The sequence below is a fragment of the Stenotrophomonas sp. YJH_SMC_133 genome (assembly GCF_059370655.1).
Genome location: NZ_JCAFTW010000006.1, coordinates 202,564 through 221,478, shown reverse-complemented (window position 1 = coordinate 221,478; position 18,915 = coordinate 202,564). Strand labels below are relative to the sequence as shown.

23 protein-coding genes are annotated in these 18,915 nt (G+C 65.5%); 10 read left to right on the top strand and 13 right to left on the bottom strand.

Going from position 1 to position 18,915, the window contains the following annotated elements:
* Positions 1-38: 38 nt before the first annotated feature.
* From AC5P78_RS10800 to AC5P78_RS10790, 3 genes are all read right to left on the bottom strand, one after another.
* A complete protein-coding gene (locus AC5P78_RS10800) occupies positions 39-806 on the bottom strand; it encodes an SDR family oxidoreductase (RefSeq protein ID WP_053443025.1) in 768 nt (255 codons plus the stop codon).
* 126 nt (positions 807-932) lie between these two features.
* Positions 933-1,964: a LysR family transcriptional regulator gene (locus AC5P78_RS10795; RefSeq protein ID WP_053443026.1), complete on the bottom strand. Its 1,032-nt coding sequence runs from the start codon at positions 1,962-1,964 to the stop codon at positions 933-935.
* Positions 1,961-2,269, bottom strand: a complete 309-nt coding sequence (locus AC5P78_RS10790) for a sigma factor-like helix-turn-helix DNA-binding protein (protein ID WP_012480269.1) — start codon at positions 2,267-2,269, stop codon at positions 1,961-1,963. Before AC5P78_RS10790 ends, AC5P78_RS10795 begins: the two co-directional genes overlap by 4 nt.
* Before the next feature lie 89 nt (positions 2,270-2,358).
* Here AC5P78_RS10790 and AC5P78_RS10785 point away from each other — a divergent pair, with 89 nt between their 5' ends.
* The 3 genes from AC5P78_RS10785 to AC5P78_RS10775 all read left to right on the top strand — a co-directional run bounded on the left by AC5P78_RS10785 (position 2,359) and on the right by AC5P78_RS10775 (position 4,255).
* A complete protein-coding gene (locus tag AC5P78_RS10785; RefSeq protein WP_012480270.1) occupies positions 2,359-2,838 on the top strand; it encodes a carboxymuconolactone decarboxylase family protein in 480 nt (159 codons plus the stop codon).
* 55 nt (positions 2,839-2,893) lie between these two features.
* Positions 2,894-3,298, top strand: coding sequence for a cupin domain-containing protein (locus AC5P78_RS10780; RefSeq protein WP_012480271.1), 405 nt, complete (start codon positions 2,894-2,896; stop codon positions 3,296-3,298).
* A 75-nt stretch (positions 3,299-3,373) separates the two neighbouring features.
* The gene (locus AC5P78_RS10775; RefSeq protein ID WP_012480272.1) at positions 3,374-4,255 is read left to right on the top strand and encodes an RNA polymerase sigma-70 factor; all 882 of its coding nucleotides are present in this window, start codon (positions 3,374-3,376) and stop codon (positions 4,253-4,255) included.
* Between the two features lie 114 nt (positions 4,256-4,369).
* Here the strand turns inward: AC5P78_RS10775 and AC5P78_RS10770 are convergent, their stop codons facing one another.
* Positions 4,370-5,290, bottom strand: coding sequence for an MBL fold metallo-hydrolase (locus AC5P78_RS10770; RefSeq protein ID WP_012480273.1), 921 nt, complete (start codon positions 5,288-5,290; stop codon positions 4,370-4,372).
* Positions 5,291-5,772: 482 nt separating this feature from the next.
* On the opposite strand from AC5P78_RS10770, the gene AC5P78_RS10765 reads away from it, so the two are divergent.
* Positions 5,773-6,726 (top strand): alpha/beta fold hydrolase, encoded by a 954-nt coding sequence (locus tag AC5P78_RS10765; RefSeq protein WP_012480274.1) that lies wholly within the window; start codon positions 5,773-5,775, stop codon positions 6,724-6,726.
* Between the two features lie 594 nt (positions 6,727-7,320).
* Here AC5P78_RS10765 and AC5P78_RS10760 read toward each other — a convergent pair.
* The 3 genes from AC5P78_RS10760 to AC5P78_RS10750 all read right to left on the bottom strand — a co-directional run bounded on the left by AC5P78_RS10760 (position 7,321) and on the right by AC5P78_RS10750 (position 8,425).
* Entirely contained in the window at positions 7,321-7,620 is a 300-nt protein-coding gene (locus AC5P78_RS10760) for a hypothetical protein (protein ID WP_012480275.1), read from the bottom strand.
* A gap of 263 nt (positions 7,621-7,883) precedes the next feature.
* On the bottom strand, positions 7,884-8,153 hold the full coding sequence (locus AC5P78_RS10755) for a hypothetical protein (protein ID WP_012480276.1): 270 nt from the start codon (positions 8,151-8,153) through the stop codon (positions 7,884-7,886).
* Between the two features lie 56 nt (positions 8,154-8,209).
* A complete protein-coding gene (locus tag AC5P78_RS10750; RefSeq protein ID WP_044570206.1) occupies positions 8,210-8,425 on the bottom strand; it encodes a hypothetical protein in 216 nt (71 codons plus the stop codon).
* A 153-nt stretch (positions 8,426-8,578) separates the two neighbouring features.
* Here AC5P78_RS10750 and AC5P78_RS10745 point away from each other — a divergent pair, with 153 nt between their 5' ends.
* Positions 8,579-8,860 carry a hypothetical protein gene (locus AC5P78_RS10745; RefSeq protein ID WP_010485730.1) on the top strand — a complete coding sequence of 94 codons (282 nt, stop codon included), beginning with the start codon at positions 8,579-8,581 and terminating at the stop codon, positions 8,858-8,860.
* Here AC5P78_RS10745 and AC5P78_RS10740 read toward each other — a convergent pair.
* Together AC5P78_RS10740 and AC5P78_RS10735 are read right to left on the bottom strand one after the other, a co-directional pair.
* On the bottom strand, positions 8,857-9,177 hold the full coding sequence (locus tag AC5P78_RS10740; RefSeq protein ID WP_019336574.1) for a hypothetical protein: 321 nt from the start codon (positions 9,175-9,177) through the stop codon (positions 8,857-8,859). The genes AC5P78_RS10745 and AC5P78_RS10740 overlap by 4 nt on opposite strands.
* 79 nt (positions 9,178-9,256) lie before the next feature.
* A complete protein-coding gene (locus AC5P78_RS10735; RefSeq protein WP_076739993.1) occupies positions 9,257-11,908 on the bottom strand; it encodes an excinuclease ABC subunit UvrA in 2,652 nt (883 codons plus the stop codon).
* A gap of 177 nt (positions 11,909-12,085) precedes the next feature.
* Here AC5P78_RS10735 and AC5P78_RS10730 point away from each other — a divergent pair, with 177 nt between their 5' ends.
* The 3 genes from AC5P78_RS10730 (at position 12,086) to AC5P78_RS10720 (ending at position 13,161) form a co-directional block, all read left to right on the top strand.
* Positions 12,086-12,364 (top strand): hypothetical protein, encoded by a 279-nt coding sequence (locus AC5P78_RS10730; protein WP_049396017.1) that lies wholly within the window; start codon positions 12,086-12,088, stop codon positions 12,362-12,364.
* Positions 12,365-12,487: 123 nt separating this feature from the next.
* Positions 12,488-12,742: a hypothetical protein gene (locus AC5P78_RS10725; RefSeq protein ID WP_043395782.1), complete on the top strand. Its 255-nt coding sequence runs from the start codon at positions 12,488-12,490 to the stop codon at positions 12,740-12,742.
* Positions 12,739-13,161, top strand: a complete 423-nt coding sequence (locus AC5P78_RS10720; protein ID WP_019336571.1) for a low affinity iron permease family protein — start codon at positions 12,739-12,741, stop codon at positions 13,159-13,161. Before AC5P78_RS10725 ends, AC5P78_RS10720 begins: the two co-directional genes overlap by 4 nt.
* A gap of 15 nt (positions 13,162-13,176) precedes the next feature.
* On the opposite strand, the gene AC5P78_RS10715 is transcribed toward AC5P78_RS10720, so the two are convergent.
* Positions 13,177-14,670 (bottom strand): FAD-dependent oxidoreductase, encoded by a 1,494-nt coding sequence (locus AC5P78_RS10715; protein ID WP_065183584.1) that lies wholly within the window; start codon positions 14,668-14,670, stop codon positions 13,177-13,179.
* 223 nt (positions 14,671-14,893) lie between these two features.
* Here AC5P78_RS10715 and AC5P78_RS10710 point away from each other — a divergent pair, with 223 nt between their 5' ends.
* Positions 14,894-15,124, top strand: coding sequence for a hypothetical protein (locus tag AC5P78_RS10710; protein WP_049396015.1), 231 nt, complete (start codon positions 14,894-14,896; stop codon positions 15,122-15,124).
* Between the two features lie 9 nt (positions 15,125-15,133).
* Here AC5P78_RS10710 and AC5P78_RS10705 read toward each other — a convergent pair whose 3' ends face one another.
* The gene (locus AC5P78_RS10705) at positions 15,134-15,583 is read right to left on the bottom strand and encodes a BLUF domain-containing protein (RefSeq protein ID WP_049396014.1); all 450 of its coding nucleotides are present in this window, start codon (positions 15,581-15,583) and stop codon (positions 15,134-15,136) included.
* 189 nt (positions 15,584-15,772) lie between these two features.
* Here AC5P78_RS10705 and AC5P78_RS10700 point away from each other — a divergent pair, with 189 nt between their 5' ends.
* On the top strand, positions 15,773-16,033 hold the full coding sequence (locus tag AC5P78_RS10700; RefSeq protein ID WP_224482002.1) for a hypothetical protein: 261 nt from the start codon (positions 15,773-15,775) through the stop codon (positions 16,031-16,033).
* A gap of 7 nt (positions 16,034-16,040) precedes the next feature.
* Here AC5P78_RS10700 and ligD read toward each other — a convergent pair whose 3' ends face one another.
* Both ligD and AC5P78_RS10690 read right to left on the bottom strand, forming a co-directional pair.
* Positions 16,041-18,590 carry a DNA ligase D gene (ligD, locus tag AC5P78_RS10695; RefSeq protein ID WP_495217200.1) on the bottom strand — a complete coding sequence of 850 codons (2,550 nt, stop codon included), beginning with the start codon at positions 18,588-18,590 and terminating at the stop codon, positions 16,041-16,043.
* 12 nt (positions 18,591-18,602) lie between these two features.
* Positions 18,603-18,779, bottom strand: coding sequence for a DUF3606 domain-containing protein (locus tag AC5P78_RS10690; protein ID WP_005409690.1), 177 nt, complete (start codon positions 18,777-18,779; stop codon positions 18,603-18,605).
* Positions 18,780-18,915 lie beyond the last annotated feature (136 nt).

Here is an 18,915-nt window from a genome sequence, read left to right as displayed (position 1 = left end):
CCATCAAGCGCAGCTGCGGCAGGCGATCGATTCGCCGCTCAGGCAGGCTGCCGCTGCAACAGGCCGGACTGCTGCAGCCAGGCGTCGAAATCGACCTGCCCCAGCCACGCGTGTCCGACCGGCACCAGCGTGTCGATCTGCAGCGGCGCGCCGAAGTACAGCGCCTGGGCATCCGCAACGACCTGCCGGGAATCACCCGTCATTTGCAGATACTGCCTGGCCAGATCCGCCATCGCGCTACGCTGCGGCCCGGCGATTTCCAGCACGCCATTGGCCGGCGGCTGCTGCGCGATGCGTGCCACCGCTTCGGCAACATCCTCGGCGGCAATCGGCTGCACGTCGGCGGCCGGCAGCCGCAGGGTCTCCCCATCGCCGGCGGACTGGATGATGCCCGGCAAGAACTCGAAGAACTGCGTGGAATGGATGATGGTGTACGGCAGGCCCGAGTCGCGGATCAGGCGCTCCTGGGCGATCTTGCCGCGGAAATAGCCACTGGCTGCCAGCATGTCGGTGCCTACGACGGAAAGCGCAACGTGGTGATGTACGCCGGCACGGATAGCGGCCGCAAGTATGTTGTGGCCAGCGGTCACGAAGAACGAAAGCACTGCCGCATCTTCGAACGAGGGCGAGTTGGCCAGGTCCACCACCACGTCGACGCCGTCCATGGCGGCATCCAGACCTTCACCGGTCAGCACATCCACCCCGGTCGAGGGTGCTGCCACCACGATCTCATGCCCGGCTACGCGCAGGCGTTCCACCACCTTGCTGCCGATGCGGCCGGTACCACCGATGACGAGGAACTTCATTGCGTATCTCCTGGAATGTAGAAGGGCTACCGGATGTGGCCGGGCGCAGGCATCGTAGGGAGCGCGGGCGCGAGGCAGTAGGTCCATGGCGGGCCGCGCACTGTTGCCCGGCACGCACCAATACGCTCACGCCCAGCCAGGCCGTGCGCCTGGGTTCAGAGGCGTGGCCTGCTGGCGTGCTTCCCAGTGCGAGATCACATCCAGCTCGAGCGCGCGCACCCGCTGCGTGCTGAAGTCGATGAAGGCCCGCACGCGCTTGGGCAGCTGGCGGCGGCTGAGGTAGCACAGGTAGTGGCCACGATCGAGCGGCGCATGCCGATCCAGGCAGGTCACCACCCTGCCCGCCCACAGCGCTTCACGCACCTGATAGCTGGGCAGTTGGGCGATGCCGAGCCCGTCGATGACGGCCTGCAGGGCCAGGTCGGCATCGTTGAACACCATTGCGGAAGGCGGCTGCAGGTGCACTTCGGCACCGTCGACACGGAATTCCCAGGGCTGCATGCGTCCGCCCGGCAGGCGCCGCCCGATGCAGGCATGCGTGGGCAGCGCGTCCACCGACGCGGGTAGGCCGTGCACCTGCACGTACGCCGGTGATGCACATACGACCAGCTGCATCGGCACCAGCTGCTTGGCGATCACCTGGCTGTCTTCCAGCAGGCCGTCGCGAAATGCCACGTCGATGCGGTCACCTGCCAGGTCGGGGGCCTGCTCGTCCAGCAGCAGTTCTACAGAGACCTGCGGGTACTCGGCGCGGAATGCGGCCAGCAAGGGGGCGATCACCCGCCGGCCGAAGCCGTGGCTGGCACTGATGCGCAGGTGCCCGCGCGGCGGACCCTCGCGCAGGTCGCGCATTTCCTCCAGCGCCTGCAGGATGCAGGTCACGCCCGGGTTGCAGCCCTCCAGGAACAGCTCGCCTTCCCGGGTGAGCGTGGTCGAGCGCGTGGTGCGCAGGAACAACCGCACGCCCAGCTGGCTTTCCAGCTTCTGCACGCTGCGGCTGACGGCCGAGCGGCCGATGCCGAGGCGGTCGGCCGCGCGCGCGAAACTGCCCTCGGACGCCACTGCAATGAAGGCCAGCACACCGGCGTAGCTGGTGGAGAAGGACGCATTGAGCGCATCGTGGCCGTCACTGGCCGCGCGGGGCGTTGCGGCATTCATGGGTGGCCTGGCTCCAGGCGGGCACGTTGTGCGTGCAGGTGGCTCCGCGCCGCCGCCAACCGTTGCCTGCACGTGGAAGGGTCGAGCCCCAGCAGGGGCACGATGTCCTCGAATCCGGCGCCCAGCACGTCGTGCAACAGCAGGATCGCGCGTGCGTCGGGCGGCAGTTCGCGCAATGCGGCGAGGAAGGCCTGCCAGACCTGTTCGCTGGCAGGGCGCGATGCGGTGCGCAGGTGCGATGAGGTGTCCATGCCCGGCAGACGGCCGAGCATCGGCCGCTGTGACAGGACATTGGTGTTTTTCATGCAACAGCGTGCGGCCCGGCCCCCGCCTACCGGCGTTGCGAATGCAGGCCTAGCCTCGCTGTGCCCTTCACACGCTACAGGAACACACCATGACCGCACGCCTGGATTACGCCGCGCAATCCCCCGAACTGTTCAAGAAGCTCGGCGTGTACTCGCATGCCGCCCACACCGCCTCGATCGAAGGGGCCATCATCGATCTGGTCAACATCCGTGCATCGCAGCTCAACGGCTGTGGCTTCTGCCTGGACATGCACGTGAAGGAGGCCACCCTGCGTGGTGAGCGCCCGCTGCGCCTGCATCACCTGGCGGCATGGCGTGAATCAACGCTGTTCAGCCCGCGCGAGCGCGCCTGCCTGGCCTGGACCGAAGTACTGACCCAGCTGCCGGCGCAGGGGGTGCCCGACGAGCTGTACGCGCGCGTGCGCGGCCCGCTGTCCGATCAGGAAATGGTCGACCTCACCCACGCGGTGATGGCGATCAACGCCTGGAACCGTGCCAATGTCGCCTTCCGTACCACGCCCGGCACCCTGGATACGGCCTTTGGCCTGGACAAGGCCGGCCTGGCCTGACCCTTCCGCCGCTGCCCCATGCAGCGGCCCTCCTCCACCGCTTTGGAGACCTGCCATGCGTCGCTCTGTTCTGGTCCTGTTTGCGCTGCTGCCACTGTGCGGCGCTGCCGCCACCCCGCCCTCTCCTGCGCCCCAGCCCTTGGTGCGCGAGGTGATGACCCGCGCCCTGCCGGAGCAGCCCGGCAAGGAAGCGCTGATCCTTACCGTGGAGTACCCGCCGGGTGGCGCCGATCCTGTCCACCGCCACGATGCCCATGGCTTCGTCTACGTCCTGGAAGGACGGATCGTGATGGGTGTGGCCGGCGGCAAGGAGGTCACCCTTGGCCCGGGCGAGGCCTTCCATGAAGGCCCGTCCGATCTGCACACCGTAGGCCGCAACGCCAGCGCTACCGAGCCGGCGAAGTTCGTGGTGTTCCTGATCAAGGACATCGGCAAACCGGCGGTGCTGCCGCCGCACTGATCGCACGTCCGGCGCTGGCACCAACGACAGGTTCCCGGGTGTCACAATCCGGGGACCTGTCCCGTCTACGCTGGCATGGACGATTCCACTGCGCTGTTCTCACGCCTCCGCCCACGCCTGTTCGGCGTGGCCTACCGCATGCTTGGGTCTTCGCACGAAGCCGAAGACGTGGTGCAGGATGTCTGGCTTCGCTGGCATGGCGCCGACCAGTCACAGATCGAGAATCCGGAAGCCTGGCTGGTGGCGGCCACCACCCGTCGCGCCATTGATGGCCTGCGCCTGGCCCGGCATGCGCGCGAACACTATGTGGGCATGTGGTTGCCCGAGCCGCTGCTGACCGATGACGCCGCCACGCCCGAGTACGTGCTGGAAACCGCCAGCGATCTGTCGGTCGCCTTCCTCAGTGTGCTGGAACGGTTGGCCCCGGATGCGCGTGCGGCTTTCCTGCTGCACGATGTGTTCGATCAGGATTATGCGGTGGTCGCGCGCACACTGGACAAGACGGAAGCCGCTTGCCGGCAGATCGTGCATCGCGCACGCCAGCAGCTCAGGCAGGAGCGCCCGCGCTACAACGTCCCGCAGGACGTGCACCAGAAACTGCTGCGCCGCTTCGCCGAGGCTGCATCCAGTGGAGATTTCCGCACGATGAAGGCGTTGATGGCCGAATCGGCCGAGCTGGTGGGTGACGGCGGCGGTATCGTCACCAGCTTTCCCGGGCCTTTGCTCGGCGGCACACGCATTGCCCAGCTGCTGTATGCCCCGCACCTGCGGCGCAGCGCGCAATTGCGGATGGTACCGGCCATGCTCAACGGACGGTTGGGACTGCTGCGCTATTTCGATGGCGTGCTGGAGGCGGCGATGGCCTTCGAGACCGATGGCGAACGGATCACGCAGATCCTGGTGCAGCGCAACCCGCACAAGCTGCAGCGGTTGGCTCGCCCTACCGCCATCCAGTAGTTTCACGCCAGGTGTGGATGGCGTCCGTTGTCGGCCTCGTCCTTGCGGGATTCGAGCGGGGCGCCGATGCGCCCCGTCGAAAACCCCTGCTTGCGCTGTATCCGCAGGATCCGATCAGAAGTCCCAGAACACCGGCACCCAGCGGAACGTCTCGCCCTCCAGCGACACCCGGCCCACTGACGGGAACGGAAGATGCGTGGCCACCAGCATTTCGCCGGTGCCGGCCAGTTCCTTCAGCAGAGCGATGCGTACGCGTGCGGATTCCTCCGGGTCGTGCTCAAAACCGTTGTGCCAGTTCGGTTGGTCGAAGCCGACCGCAAACACCGCGTCACCGGCAAAGGTCAGGGCCTGCCCCGCGGACGCTACGCGCACTACGCAGTGGCCCGGGGTATGCCCACCGGTACGGCGGGCCGTTACGCCCGGCGCGATCTGCTGTTCGTCCTGGAAGGTATGCACATAGCTGCTGTACTCGGCCCAGAAGTGCTTGGCCGTGGCGCGTAGCGCATCGGGGAAACCCTGCGGCATGTTGGTGCGGCTGAAGTCCGGCGACTTCCAGAACTCCACCTCCGCTGCGGCCACGTGGATCTTCAGGTCCGGGCGCAGCTGTTCCTTCACACCTTCAACCAGCAGCCCGCCGACGTGGTCCATGTGCATGTGGGTGATCACCACATCGGTGATTTCGCCCAGGTTGATACCGGCAGCACCAAGGCGACGGATCAGCTGGCCGGCGCGCGGCAGCTGCAGGTCCGGGTCCATGCCCAGGCCGGCATCGATGAGAATGGTGCGATCCCCGCTGTGCACCACCATCACGTTCAATGCCCAGTCGAAGGCATCCTGCGGCAGGTACATCTCTTCGAACCATTCGGCACGGGCGGCCGCCGGTACGTTGTGGCCGAGCATCTGGGTGGGCAACGGCAGGACGCCATCGCTGATCACCAGCACTTCGACGTCGCCCACTTTCAGGGCGTAGCGCGAGGGCACCAGTTCATCGAGGGCGGGGGCAATGGGCGCGGCGGTGTTTTCCATACTGAACATGAGGGATCTCCACGAAGAGCCATTTGGCGGGCAGCAATGCAAGGCTGGCGCGAACGAATCCGGGCGCTTGCCCATGGCGCAGGCAGTGACATTGCCAGGGCACGGTTGCCTGGCAGGCCAGCGCTGCGGAGTTCATGGGAAGACGGGCCACTGCGCGGGCAATGGGCCCGGAACACGGCAGGTGCCGTGTGGGATCAGCCTAGGCAGTACGCCGCAGGTGCGGTAGCGCCGTGAAGGGGTACGTCATGTTGCGTTCCGGGAAGCAATGCGGAACCGGCTGCAATGCCACCATTGCAAGCACCTCTGGCTCGTTCGGTAGCGCGCAGGCCCAGGTCGGGCAGCTTCGGATGATCATCCAGTCGACCCCACTGTGGATCCGTGCACTCAGGACGATCTATCAAGAAATTCGGACTTGTCATATCCCTGGCGCCTGATCGCGGGCGCAAAGTACGTCTCACCACCCACCCATGAGAGTTCCCCGCATGAACACCTTCACCCGTGCCCTGGCCGTTGCCGCCCTCGCTCTCTCGGTCCAGGCCGGCCTGTCCGCGCAGGCCGCCGAACCGGCCACGCCGGCGGCAGTCACCAGCATCGCGCGCACCGCCAGCTACATCACCACCGCCGATGGCGTGCAGCTGTACTACAAGGACTGGGGCCCGAAGGACGGCCCGGTCGTGACCTTCAGCCACGGCTGGCCGTTGAACTCGGACAGCTGGGAATCCCAGATGATCTTCCTGGCCGATCATGGCTACCGTGTCATCGCGCATGACCGTCGTGGCCACGGTCGCTCCAGCCAGCCGTGGGACGGCAATGACATGGATCATTACGCCGATGACCTGGCCACGGTGATCAATACGCTGGACCTGCACGATGTCACCCTGGTGGGCTTCTCCACCGGTGGCGGCGAAGTGGCGCGCTACATTGGCCGGCATGGCACGGGGCGGGTGAAGAAGGCCGTGCTGATCAGCTCGGTACCGCCGTTCATGCTGAAGACCGCCGACAACCCGAACGGCCTGCCGATTGAAGTGTTCGATGGCATCCGCAAGGCGCAGATGGATAACCGCGCGCAGCTGTACAAGGACATTCCGTCGGGCCCGTTCTACGGCTTCAACCGTCCGGGCGCGAAGGTCTCGCAGGGGCTGATCGATGCGTGGTGGGCGCAGGGCATGCAGGGCGGCCACAAGAACACCTACGATTCGATCGCTGCGTTCTCCGCCACCGATTTCCGCGCGGACCTGAAGAAGTTTGATGTGCCCACCCTGGTCATCCACGGCGACGACGACCAGATCGTGCCGATCGATATCTCAGGCCGCCAATCGGCAAGGCTCATCAAGGGCGCCAGGCTGATTGTCTACCCGGGTGCGCCGCACGGCCTGACCGACACCCACAAGGACAAGGTCAACCAGGATCTGCTGGCGTTCCTGCAGGAAAAGTGAGTGACCGGGGCTCTGTTGTGATGGCAGAGCCCTTCCTTCCCAGAAGCAGGGCTGGCACCGGAGAAGCGCCGGGTGCCGCGTCAGTGCACGATTGCGGGCGTAGGATTTCAGGCCAACGATGGAGCGTGTTCCGCACTTTGATGAAGGGTTAACCTCCAACGGAGGACACTGCGCCCTCACGGCTCTTCTCCGGCGCAGAATCCTTTGCTCCCGTGTCCAGCCCAAGACGACACGGCCATGCACCCTCCCAATGCCTTCCGGATCCATGCGATCCAGCCCCTTCTTGCGCGCAATGGCGCCATCGTTCGCCTCGATCAGTTGCGATCCACCTGCAAGAGCTGCGGCTTGCGCTCATCAATGACTCAGGACGAGGGCATCAAGACGAGTCCATCGGGTACGACGCTCACGTGCCCAGCGTGCGGTGCCACGGGGCTGATGGACGAGGTGGAGATATGGCACCACTGGCTCGAACAGTGCCGGCGTGAGCGGATGCTGGCGCTCTTCGATCCCGCGCCTCACGAACCACTGGAGCCTGGTGTCCCCGAATGAGAGCGGCTGTCATGGACTCTTCGGCCGGCGCCTCAGCGCCGCGCCTCAGCCGTCGCCCGGGTGCCGCCCCGCCAGGCTGCCCATCGTGAAGGCGTAGCCGGCCTCCTCCAGCAGCGCTCTCATGCGCAGCTCCACGCGCCTGGGTGAAAGCAGGCTGTTGGGCGCATACAAGGCGTAGACATAGCCGGCGCCGTCGATGATTTCACGGCGCACGGCGCAGTCGTTGGATTCCGCCGCCTCGGACCAGACAGACATCAGCCTGGCCGGACTGATGGACTGCCCGTTGCGAAGGCGAAAGAACAGCCAGCGCACTCCCAGGGAATGGGCTGGATTCAACCTAGCCACTGAGAGCCTCCAATGCGCCGGAAGAGATCCGTGAGAACCTCAGGATCCAATCGTGGATGCTCGTCTTTTGAAGATCGCGGAAGGTCAATGCGCGCGGCACCCTTCACCAGTGCAGGCAGATCGGACTGAAGGTCGATCCACCATCCCGCAGGCAGCCGGAGCCCTGTGCCCGTTCTATCGTAGATGCAGATCGGAAAAGTCATCGCGTTGCTCCTGAATGACTCGAGCATACGCCTGCGCGATGTCAGGTCCGGATGCGACGCCTAGGGAGATGCCACATCGGCGCGCTTTGCGCATTCGAATACGTGTGCTTCGTCCTGCTGGACCCTGCGGAACGATTCCAGCCAGCCGAACGCTGCACCACGATTGTGAATCGTATCGCCGAGCCTGCCGGTCAGGCACCGTGCGCACTCCATCCCGCCAGGGCTGGGCGCGTGGCAGCAACGGCATTGCGCCATTGTTGTGGTTTTCTCCGGGCGACACTGGTACATGATCTTGGTCATCAGGCTGATCGCCTGGCTTTGTGCGGACATGCACGCTCCCTGTCTGCTGCGGAAGCAGCCGCGCGGCGCGCGGCTCCTCCTGTTCCTCAGCGGCGGGTATCGCCGCCGAGACCGCCCTTCTTTTCATCCGCTGGCTTCGGGCTCTCGCGATCCTTGTTGTCCTGCTGCTGTTGCTGTCCTTGCTTGCCGGGCTCCTCTCCGCCGGGTTCGCCCCCCTCGCCCTGCCCCTGCTGTGCAGGCTGTTCTGCTTCAGCGGACGCGTTGGAGCGGTCATTCCTGTTCTGTTCGGGGACGCTGTTCATTTCGATTCTCCGCCGCAGCAAGTCTGCTGCCGATTGACTGTGGGCGTGTCGCCGTTACGGGAACGTACGGGGACGCGTCCCATATGAACAAGGGTCATGAACAGGCCCGCAGCAACAAGCGTGTACAGTGGAGTTTCGAAAAGGGGTAACGCCATGATCCATGGAAGAAGCAAGCACGTTGTCGACGTCGAGCGCGAGCTGGCCCACTGGAAAATCGCGTTCAACCTGGGCGCCCTGCCCGCGATGAGCTTCCGATATGAAGTGGCGCCCGTTATCCGGCTTGCCTGCGATATCTATGTGAGAGATCCGCATGGCACCCGGTCGGCATGGATCGACGATCTGCAGGGCAGGCTTGCGAAGCGATCGAGCCTACGCGGCCATCCTGGCGCAGCGGAGATTGCCGATCGGTGCTGGTCCCTGCTTGGCTGCGCCTAGGCGCGGCTGGCTGCGTGATTCCGCTCGCGCATCAACTCATCATTCAGTACGTGGACAATGGACATCACCGCGTCGGCAAGTCCACGAGAATCGCTGATGGATCCGTAGAAGTAGATCCTGGCGCCTTCAATGCGAACATCCGCCAGCTGGAGCTGGGACGCCAGTGCCCTGCACTTGATGAGGAACATCTCTGTCCAGCGAGCGCCCGGCGCCAGATCCAGCAGCGCGGTGATGGCTTCGTCGGTGGATGCGTCTACACGCTCATGCAACAACGGGACATCGAAGCCGACGATTCTTGGGAGCATGGAAGCGTTCACCTGACCATCCTCTCGCTGATGGGCGCTGCGAGTACTCCCACAGTACAACAGAATGCGTCCAGCCCCAGATGAGATGGCGTCAGCTGGCCTGCCCCAGCTCGCGCGCAAGGAACGGCGCAGTCCTGCTTCCCTTGGCGCGGGCCACCTGTTGCGGCGTGCCCTTCGCCACGATGGTGCCACCCGCGCCGCCTGCACCTGGCCCGACATCAATCACCCAGTCCGCCTGTGCGACAGAACGCATATCGTGCTCGATCATCACCACGGTGTTGCCAGCCTCCACCAGCCGTTGCAGCTGCGCCAGCAACCTGTCCGCGTCCGATGCATGAAGGCCGGTGGTGGGCTCATCCAGCACATACAGCGTGCGTCCGCGCTGGCTGCGCTGCAGCTCGGTCGCCAGCTTGATGCGCTGTGCCTCACCGCCTGAAAGCTCGGTGGCCGGCTGGCCCAGCCGCAGGTAGCCCAGACCGATTTCCTGCAGCAACTGCAGCGGGCGGGCAATGGCGTCTTCTTCGGCGAAGAACGCCTGCGCCTGGTCCACCGTCATCTGCAGGACCTCGGCGATGGTGCGACCATTCCACAGCACCTTCAGGGTGGCCTCGTTGTAGCGGGCGCCATGGCAGGTGGGGCACGGCGCATAGACGCTCGGCATGAACAGAAGTTCGACGCTGACGAAGCCCTCGCCTTCGCAGGTTTCGCATCGGCCCTTGGCCACGTTGAACGAAAAGCGGCCCGCGTCGAATCGGCGGCGGCGCGCGTCGGGTGTCGCGGCGAAGAGCTTGCGCACGTGATCGAACAGGCCGGTGTAGGTGGCCAGATTGGATCGTGGCGTGCGGCCGATGGGCTTCTGGTCTACCTGCACCACGCGCTGGATGGCGTCCACGTCGCCGGCCAGCTGGCCCCGCGTGGCTTCGATCACGGTCGGCCCATCCGCGGGCGTGCTGTCGGCGCTGTCGTCCACCGGCTCATGCCCCAGGTGCAGCAGTATCAGCTCGGGCAGCGCTTGTGCCATCAGGCTGGACTTGCCCGATCCGGAAATACCGGTCACTGCGGTCAGAAGCCCCAGCGGCACCTGCGCGTCCACGCCCTGCAGGTTATGGCGATGGATACCCTTCAGCTCCAGCCAGCTGATGACACTGCGCTGCCGGCTGGCGGGCGCAGGCACCTGGTCGAACAGGTACTGCGCCGTGCGCGAATCCTGAACGTCGCGCAAGCCATCGGGCTCGCCACTGTAGAGAACGCGTCCGCCATGCTCCCCTGCCTGCGGGCCCACATCGACCAGCCACTGCGCGCGGCGCATCAGCTCCAGATCATGTTCAACAACGAACACCGAGTTACCGCCGTCGCGCAGCCGTTCCAGTGCGTCGTACAGCGCCTGGCTGTCGGCCGGATGCAGGCCGGCCGAGGGTTCGTCGAGCACGTACAGCACGCCAAACAGCAACGAGCTGAGCTGCGTGGCCAGCCGCAGGCGCTGCAGTTCGCCGGCCGACAGCGTGGGCGTGGCGCGATCAAGTGATAGATAGCCCAGGCCGAGCTCGCGCAGTTGCCGTACACGCGCCATGACCCCGCCCGCCAGACGTTGTGCCGCCAGGCGCTTTTCCTCAGACAAGGCTGAGGTCAGGCGCACGTCGGGTGCGCCTTCGTGGGTCGCGCGGCCACTTGCTGCCCGCTTGGCGCGATCGCGGGGCGTTGCACGCCTGCTGGAACGCGCGCCGTGGCTGTGTGCACTGAAGTCGCCCCGCGCGATGGGCTCGAGCAACGCCGCCAGCTGGTCCAACGGCAGCCGCATGAACTCGCCGATATCCACACCGGCAAAGGTGACCGAAAGCGCCTCCGGTTTCAGGCGCTTTCCGTGGCAGGCCGGGCACAGCTTGCCTTCCATGTAGCGCGACACACGCTTGCGCATCAGGGCGCTCTGGGTGTTGGCAAAGGTGTGCAGCACGTAGCGGCGTGCGCCGGTGTACGTGCCCATGTAGCTGGGCTCCTGCTTGCGCTTGAGTGCGGTACGGGTCTCGGCCGGCGTGAAGCCGGCATAGACCGGCACGGTGGGCGTCTCCTCGGTGAACAGGATCCACTCACGGTCCTTCTTCGGCAGCTTCTTCCACGGCACATCGATGTCGTAGCCCAGCGTGACCAGGATGTCGCGCAGGTTCTGGCCATGCCATGCCGGTGGCCAGGACGCGATGGCGCGCTCGCGGATGCTCAGCGACGGGTCCGGAACCATCAGTGCTTCAGTCACTTCGTAGACATACCCCAGGCCATGGCAGGTGCTGCAGGCGCCCTGTGGGGTGTTGGGCGAGAAGTCTTCGGCGTACAGCATGGGCTGGTGGGCCGGGTAGGCTCCCGCCCGCGAAAACATCATGCGCACCAGGCTGGACAGCGTGGTCACGCTGCCCACCGAGGAGCGCGCATTGCTGGCGCCGCGCTGCTGCTGCAGGGCGACCGCCGGGGGCAGCCCGTCGATGGCATCCACATCGGGCACGCCCGCCTGGTCGATCAGGCGGCGCGCATAGGGTGCGACGGATTCGAAGTAGCGCCGCTGCGCCTCGGCGAAAACCGTGCCGAAGGCCAACGAGGACTTGCCGGATCCCGACACGCCGGAGAACACCACCAGTGCATTGCGCGGAATGGAGACATCGACATTCTTCAGGTTGTGCTCGCGCGCACCACGGACTTCGATGCAGCCGCTGGCTGCGGTAGCACATGACGACTCGCCAAAGGGGGTGTTGGACATCTCAGCATTCCTGCAATCGGTGGGCGGCTCGCGCATGGTGCGCCCGAGGGGGCATTGTCGCTGCTGCGGAGTGAATGGCGCGAGGGCGCCGGAGGTGGGATGCCGTCTTCACCTTCCCTTCGTACGGCGTTGCCCAGCCAGGGGCTAGCGTGGGGTGCCCACACATCGGAGGCCCTCATGCACCCCGACGTACTTGGCTGGGCCGCCACGGCGGTGCTGATGGCAACCCTGATCCGGCAGATGGTGAAGCAGTGGCAGTCGTCCCACCCGGAAGCCGTATCCAAATGGCTGTTCGCGGGCCAGATGACCGCGTCTGCGCTGTTTACTGTCTACAGCGCGATGCTGGGCAGCACGGTCTTCGTGGTGACCAATGCGATGCTGCTGTTGACGGCGGTGGTCGGCCAGGTGATGGCCTGGCGCCGCCGTGGCCGACGCCGGGCTCCCCCACCCTGCTGATTGTTAACGCGCGTTGCCTGAAGGATTGACGCCACGTTGCCCCGCCCTTGATGAGGCCGCTCACAGTGCATTCCTATGCTGGGCCCGCCACCTGCGAGGTGGTGATCAACCTGGAGATGCACCATGCAACGCGACCAGAAAGACCTTCCCCATCCGGACACGGAGGCGCAGCGCCCCGATCCTGTCAGTCCGCTGCAGGCGACGCTGCACAACCGCCGCAATCATGACGAAGCGCTGCAGGAAACCTTCCCCGCCAGTGACCCGATCTCCCCCTTCGTCGCTGCGCCCACGCCGGACGAGCAGGCCAAGCGCCTCGGGGAGCGGGTTAAACTGCCGGACCGCCACACGGATGAGGAGGCCGCGGGAGGTGACCAGTGATCCGGCGCGGTTTCGCCCGTGTCGCGGCGGCGACGGCGCGATTGTCTGGCAGCCTGGGGGCATTCGTCGCAGCGCTGGGGGTGATCATCACCTGGGCTGCCAGCGGGCCGGCCTTCCACTTCAATGACACGTGGCAGCTGGTGGTGAATACAGGAACCACCATCGTGACCTTCCTGATGGTGTTCCTGATCCAGCATACGCAGAACGCTGATACCGCTGCGCTGCACATCAAGCTGGATGAACTGATCCGGGTGAGCAAGGACGCCAACCAGGAGTTGTTGAACCTGGAGTCGATGGAGCCGGCCCATCTTGAAGAGATACGCCAGCGTTACGAGGCACTGGCGAAGACCGCTGCAGACATCAAGTCCAAGAAGGAGCGCTGCATGCCCTGCGATGCGGATGCAGCCGCCGAAGCCTGAGGTGGATGCCTGCGCCTACAGCTGTTCTGGTGTGAGGCCCTGTCTGGCAGGGCCTTCCAGCAGCGCTCCGGTGGCGGAAAAGCGGCTGCCGTGGCAGGGGCAGTCCCAGGTGCGCTCATGGCCATTCCATTGGACAACGCACTTCAGGTGCGGGCAGAGCGCCGACATCATGTGCAGGCGCCCGCCCTCGTCGCGGTAGACCGCAGTGCGCTTTCCGTCCACGTCCAGCAGTGCGCCGCAACCACGGGCGAGCTCACTGGGTGAGTGCGACGGCGCCGTGGCAAGGCGATCTCCCACCATGTGCCGCGCCACCGTGGCGTTGGTGCGGGCCCAGCCGGCCGCCGAGCGCACCGGGGTGAAGCGCATGGGGCTGAGCAACTGCTCGATCTCGCTGGTCGTGCCCATGATTCCCTCGGTGATCGCGCACGCGGCCACGCCCGCCCAGGTCAAACCGTCCGGCCCATAGCCGGTAGCGACCCACACATTATCGTGGGCGCTGCTGCCGATGTAGGGCAGCTGGTCGGCGGGCCGGAATTGCTGCGCCGACCAGCACAGCGGCTCGCGCTGCACGTTGAAGTTGCGGCGCGCGTCGGCTAGCAGATGCTGGGCCGGATCCACCGCTGGCGTTTCGCCGGTGCGGTGTGTTTCGCCAACCAGCACAAGCCAGTCGCGGCCATCAGCGCCGTGCACCCCGCGCAATGAGCGGTGCCGGTCGGCGATCCAGTGAATGCCTGCCGCAGGTGGGTTGGCAACCGGCACCGCCACCCCGTACTCGCGGTACACCTCCATCTCGGCCTGCACCAGGTTGAAGCCTGCGGGCGAATGCGTAGCCAGCACGAACTGCCTGGCCTGTATGCGGGCGCCATCGGCTGTCGCAACGCCGGCGGATGCCTCGATGCGGTTGATCCGGGTCCAGTCGTGGATGCGCACGCGACCTGCCAGATGACGTGCCAGTTGCCTGCAGAACGCCGCAGGATCCAACTGCGCCTGATCGGGAACGCGGAAGGCGTGGCCCAATGCGAACGGCAGTCCGGACTGCCGGTGTTCGCACTGCAGGCCGACGCGCTGATAGGCCTGAAGTTCACGCTCGAATCGCGTCGTCACCTCGCGCGTGCGCTCCTGCATGCCGTACTGCATGGCCACGCGTTCGAAGCCGCAACGCAGATCGTAGCGATGAACCAGCGTTTCGATGGCGCGCAGCGCCTGCTGCCGCCACTGGACGATACGACTGGCCGTGTCGCCGCCCCAGCGCGAGACCAGTTCTGCCAGCCGGGAGACGGGCCCGTAAAGATTGCCCGTGGACATCACCGTATTGCGCCCGCCGATGGGCCCTGCATCGACCACCAGCACATCCAGGCCGCTATCCGCCAGGCGGGCCGCTGTCAGCAGGCCGGTCATGCCGGCGCCCACCACCAGCACGTCCGCGCGCGTCGTGCCGGCAAGGGGGCGGAAGCAATGCGACTCGGTGTCAGCTGACCATAAGCTGGCGCGCGGAAACGGTTCGGACATGAAAGGGATCCTTGCAGCTTCAGCTGGGAGGCCTCTCTGATACGCCTTGCCGGGTGAAACGAGGGTGGCGTGGCCGTGCAGATGATGCTCACGCGCTGCCACGATCAAGGCCATGGTCAAGACCAGGTGAGCGTTGCGTGGACTACATGCCTGTGTCGCCTCTGCGAACCGCAACTCTCTGCTTGCAGCGTGGTCGCTAACGTGCTGGAAGGAGGATCAGGCAGTGAGCACGCACCTGGAAATCGATCTGATGATCGCGCAACTGGACGAACTGCTGCCGGCCTGGGCAGCGTTCTACCCCGAGCAGCAGTTCGTCTGCATGCTTGCCGAGGCACTGGACTACATTGCTGCCAGTGCAGACCCGGAGGCCCGGCTGTATTGCGTGATGCGCACCGGGCACCTCAACGTGTGCAGCGGAGAGATTCCATGGGCGGCGCGCTATGGAGGCCGCTAGGCCGGTGGATCACGCCGCGACCGCGTAGGGTTCGACCAACCTGGCCAGGATATCCATCGCCGTCTCGGTTGGCACATCGTCACCGCTGTGCTGGGCGAACCCTGACCAGTCCGCGCGGGCAAGCAGCTTCAACTGCTCGGGTTGGGTGGGCAGCCAGCGCATCGGCCAGAACGGGAGCCGCCGGTTGCCCACCCTGCCGCGCTGCAGCTCGATGAGCCCGGTATGGCTGGAGGCGCCCACCACCCGCGAATACGCCACCCTCAAGCCGTCTTCGGGCCCCTCCATGTACTGCAGGAAGCGGCTGCCGTCGAACAGCAGGACGCCGGTGACGCCGGCACTGCGGTTGAAGCGGGCGGCATCATCGACCAGATCGTCGAGCTTTCCGCTGCCCAGGCCGAACGGATCACCAGCAACGGCTGGGCCCGCTTCGCTGACGTATGCGACTGCCCTGATCGGCATTAACTGCTCCTGTAGCGAATCCCCCCAGATTCCGTGGCCGTAGGATAGGCCACCTGCGCCCCGCAGTTGTTCCCATCATGTGCATTTTGTGAATCAGTTGGGTTCCAGCTGACAAACGGCATGCAGGACGCCTACACCCCCCATGCCATGGATCGTTTACGCTTGGGCCAGATGACTCGGGAGCGCCCCATGCCCAATACCGGCCTTTTCCATGTTCTGGAGCTGGACGCTGTTTCCGGCGTGCAGGGTATTGAGCGCGTCAGGTCCATTCGCGTGCGCTGCAACACCTGCGGCGGGATTACACAGTTGTCGGGGGACGCGTTGGGGGCGGTGCCCGGTGGAACGACGCTGGTGTGCGGCGCTTGTCCTTCGCGCCAGACGGTCAGCAACGCGCGGCTGGTCGAATGCGATCATGTCCTGCCCGGCAGCGCCCAGGGATCCGACGCGTAGGCGCGGGCTACGGGTCTGCCTGCGCCCATCGCGCAAGATTCTGTTTCACTTTCCCGATACCGGCCCAAGGGTCTTTGCGCTGCCGTTTCAGCTTTGCTGGCACGTCCTTGATCGTGAACGCGTCTGCGCGCTTGAGTTTCGTCAGATCGCCCCAGGCGATCGGCAGTGCTACCGGTGCCCCCGGCCTGGCCCGCAGCGAGTAGGACGCAACCGCCGTCGCACCGCGCCCATTGCGCAGATAGTCCACGAAGATCCGCTTGTTGCGGAGGCTTTTGGTGGCCGTTGCCAGGAATCGCTGGGGCTCGGATTGCGCCAGCGCATCGGCGAAACCCTTCGCAAAGCGCCTGGTCAGGTCCCAGTCGCATCCCGGATTGAGCGGCACGACCACGTGCAGGCCCTTGCCACCGGATACACGCAGGAACGATTCCAGCTCCAGCTGCGCCAGCAGTTTCCGGATGTCGGTTGCCGCTTTCTTGACCTCGGCAAAGGGTACGTCCGGTCCTGGATCCAGGTCGAACACCACGCGGTCGGCCTTGTCGGGCGCTTCGGCGTGGCTGCCCCAGGGGTGGAACTCCAACGCGTTGAACTGCACCAGTTCAAGCAGGCTGGCCGCGTCACGCACCACCAGGTAATGGGCGTTTATACCGCTTTCTTCCTTCAGCCTTACCGGATCGACCAGTTCCAGCCCGGCTGTGTGGTGTTTCTGGAAGAAGCAGGGTTTTGCGGTGCCACTGGGGCATCGGATGATCGACAGCGGGCGATCAGCCACCTCGGGCAGGAGGTGCTCCATCACTGCTGCGTAGTAGTCCCATACCTCCTGCTTGGTGTAGCCATCGCCAGGAAACAGGATCTTGCCGGGGGACGAAAGCGCGGGCGGTGTGCGGCCGGTAGCGGGTGATTTTTTCGCCCTGCGCCCGGGTCGCGAGGGTGCATGCGTGCCACCCGCAGCCGGGGCCTTTCCGGCGCGATCGGAATCTTCGAGATCGGCGATGTCCTTGTCCGCCCGTACCGCCTTCAGCGATGCCTGGCGCAACAGCTTCTGCCCGCCAATCCCGCGATAGAAGACCTCCACAACGAAACGCGGTGCGAACCAGGTCGCGGCGCGAAGGTCGGTGTCCTGGGTGGGCACGTGCGCCGTCGGCTTGCGGCCGCCGCCGCCTTCGATGCGCCTGCTGACTTCGCCGATCAGTTCGTCCGAGAACCCGGACCCGACGCGGCCGACGTAGAGCCAGCCATGTTTCGGGTCTGGCCGCGCCAGCAGCAGCGAGCCGAACCCGGTGCGGCTGCCCTTCGGCGCGGTGTATCCGACCACCGCGAACTCGTCGCTGGCCAGCTGTTTGGTCTTGCGCCAATCCTCACTGCGGCCGCTGTGGTAGCTGCGATCGGCGCGCTTGGAAATGATGCCTTCGAAGTGCTGCTCACCGGCCAGGCGATAGGCCTCGTCGCCATCCCCCTGCACATGCGAACTGAACGCCAATGGCCTGCCCTGCCCCTCCAGCACGGAGTGCAGCAGGGCCTTGCGTTCCAGCAAGGGCGCATCGGCGATGTCCACGCCATCAAGATGCAGCAGATCGAACAATGCATACGTCAGGACGCCCTGCCGCTCGCCGGAGAGCGTGGCCTGCAGCAGGTTGAAGTCTTCCTTGGTGCCGGCGCCCGCGATGAGCTCACCGTCCAGTGCCGCCGAGGTGAGCCCCAGTGCCGCGATCGCTTCACGTATTTCAGGCAGCTTGCCGGTCCATTCCAGTGCGTTCCGCGACCACAGCTGCACGTTGCCCTCAGCCACCGTAGCAAGGATGCGGTATCCATCCCATTTGATCTCATGCACCCACTGCCCGCCTTGGGGCGGCGTGTCGCCCAGCTTGGCCAACTGCGGCTCAAACGGCCCGGACGGCGCTGCCGCCTTTTTCGCTTTGCTGAGCGCCAGGGCCTTCTTCGCCCAGTTCTTTCGTCGGGTGCGTTTGGGCGGTACGACCGTGAGTTTCTTCTTCGCGGTCTTTCCTGCCCCGGCACGCTTCAGGTCCTCCGGGGGCGCTACAGCGACATCCGCCAGCAGATCGTCTGCCTCGATATCGCTGGCAAATTCATCGTCGTCCTTGAACAGCAGCCACTGTGGCTGGCGCGCAGGCTTGCCGGAACGGACCAGTTGCCATCCACCCTTGAGCTTGGCGCCGAACAGCTCGAAACGTAGATGGCCCTTGGCGAGCTGGGCTTCCGGGTCACCCTGCGTGGCCCACACACCGTCGTCGAACTGGGCGACATGTCCGCCGCCATACTGGCCTTTGGGAATCTCGCCTTCAAATGCTGCGTAGTCGACGGGATGATCCTCCACCTCCACCGCCATGCGCTTGACCTTCGGGTCGTAGCTGGGGCCCTTGGGAACGGCCCAGCTCTTCAGCGCGTCACCCACCTGCAGACGGAAGTCGTAGTGCCTGCGGCTGGCATGATGCAACTGCACCACGAAAATGGCGCGTTGGCCTTTTGGCAGCGCCTTGCCCGGTTCGGGCTCCCTGGTCTGGTCAAAACGACGCTTGCGGCGGTACTCGACCAGTGACATGGCAGCTCCGCGCTACTTTCCCAGGTGCTTGCGTACAGCAGCGGCGGTGGGCCCGACCTCGGCGACCGCGGCCCGAAGCTCCTCGGCTGACACACCCAGCGTCGTGGTCCAGTACTGCAGTTCATAGTCTTCGTTGACGTTGATGCGATCCCGGTCCGGGCTGCCGGTGTTCTTCTTGTCATCGCTCATGGGAGTCTCCACGCGTGATCGGGCGTGAAGTGACCGTACCGGCCGGCCCATGGGCACCAGGCGATGCCACCGTGAAGCGATGGCGAAGGCCTGCCGGCATCGGAACTGCGGCAGGCGGGCGACGGACGCCACCTCG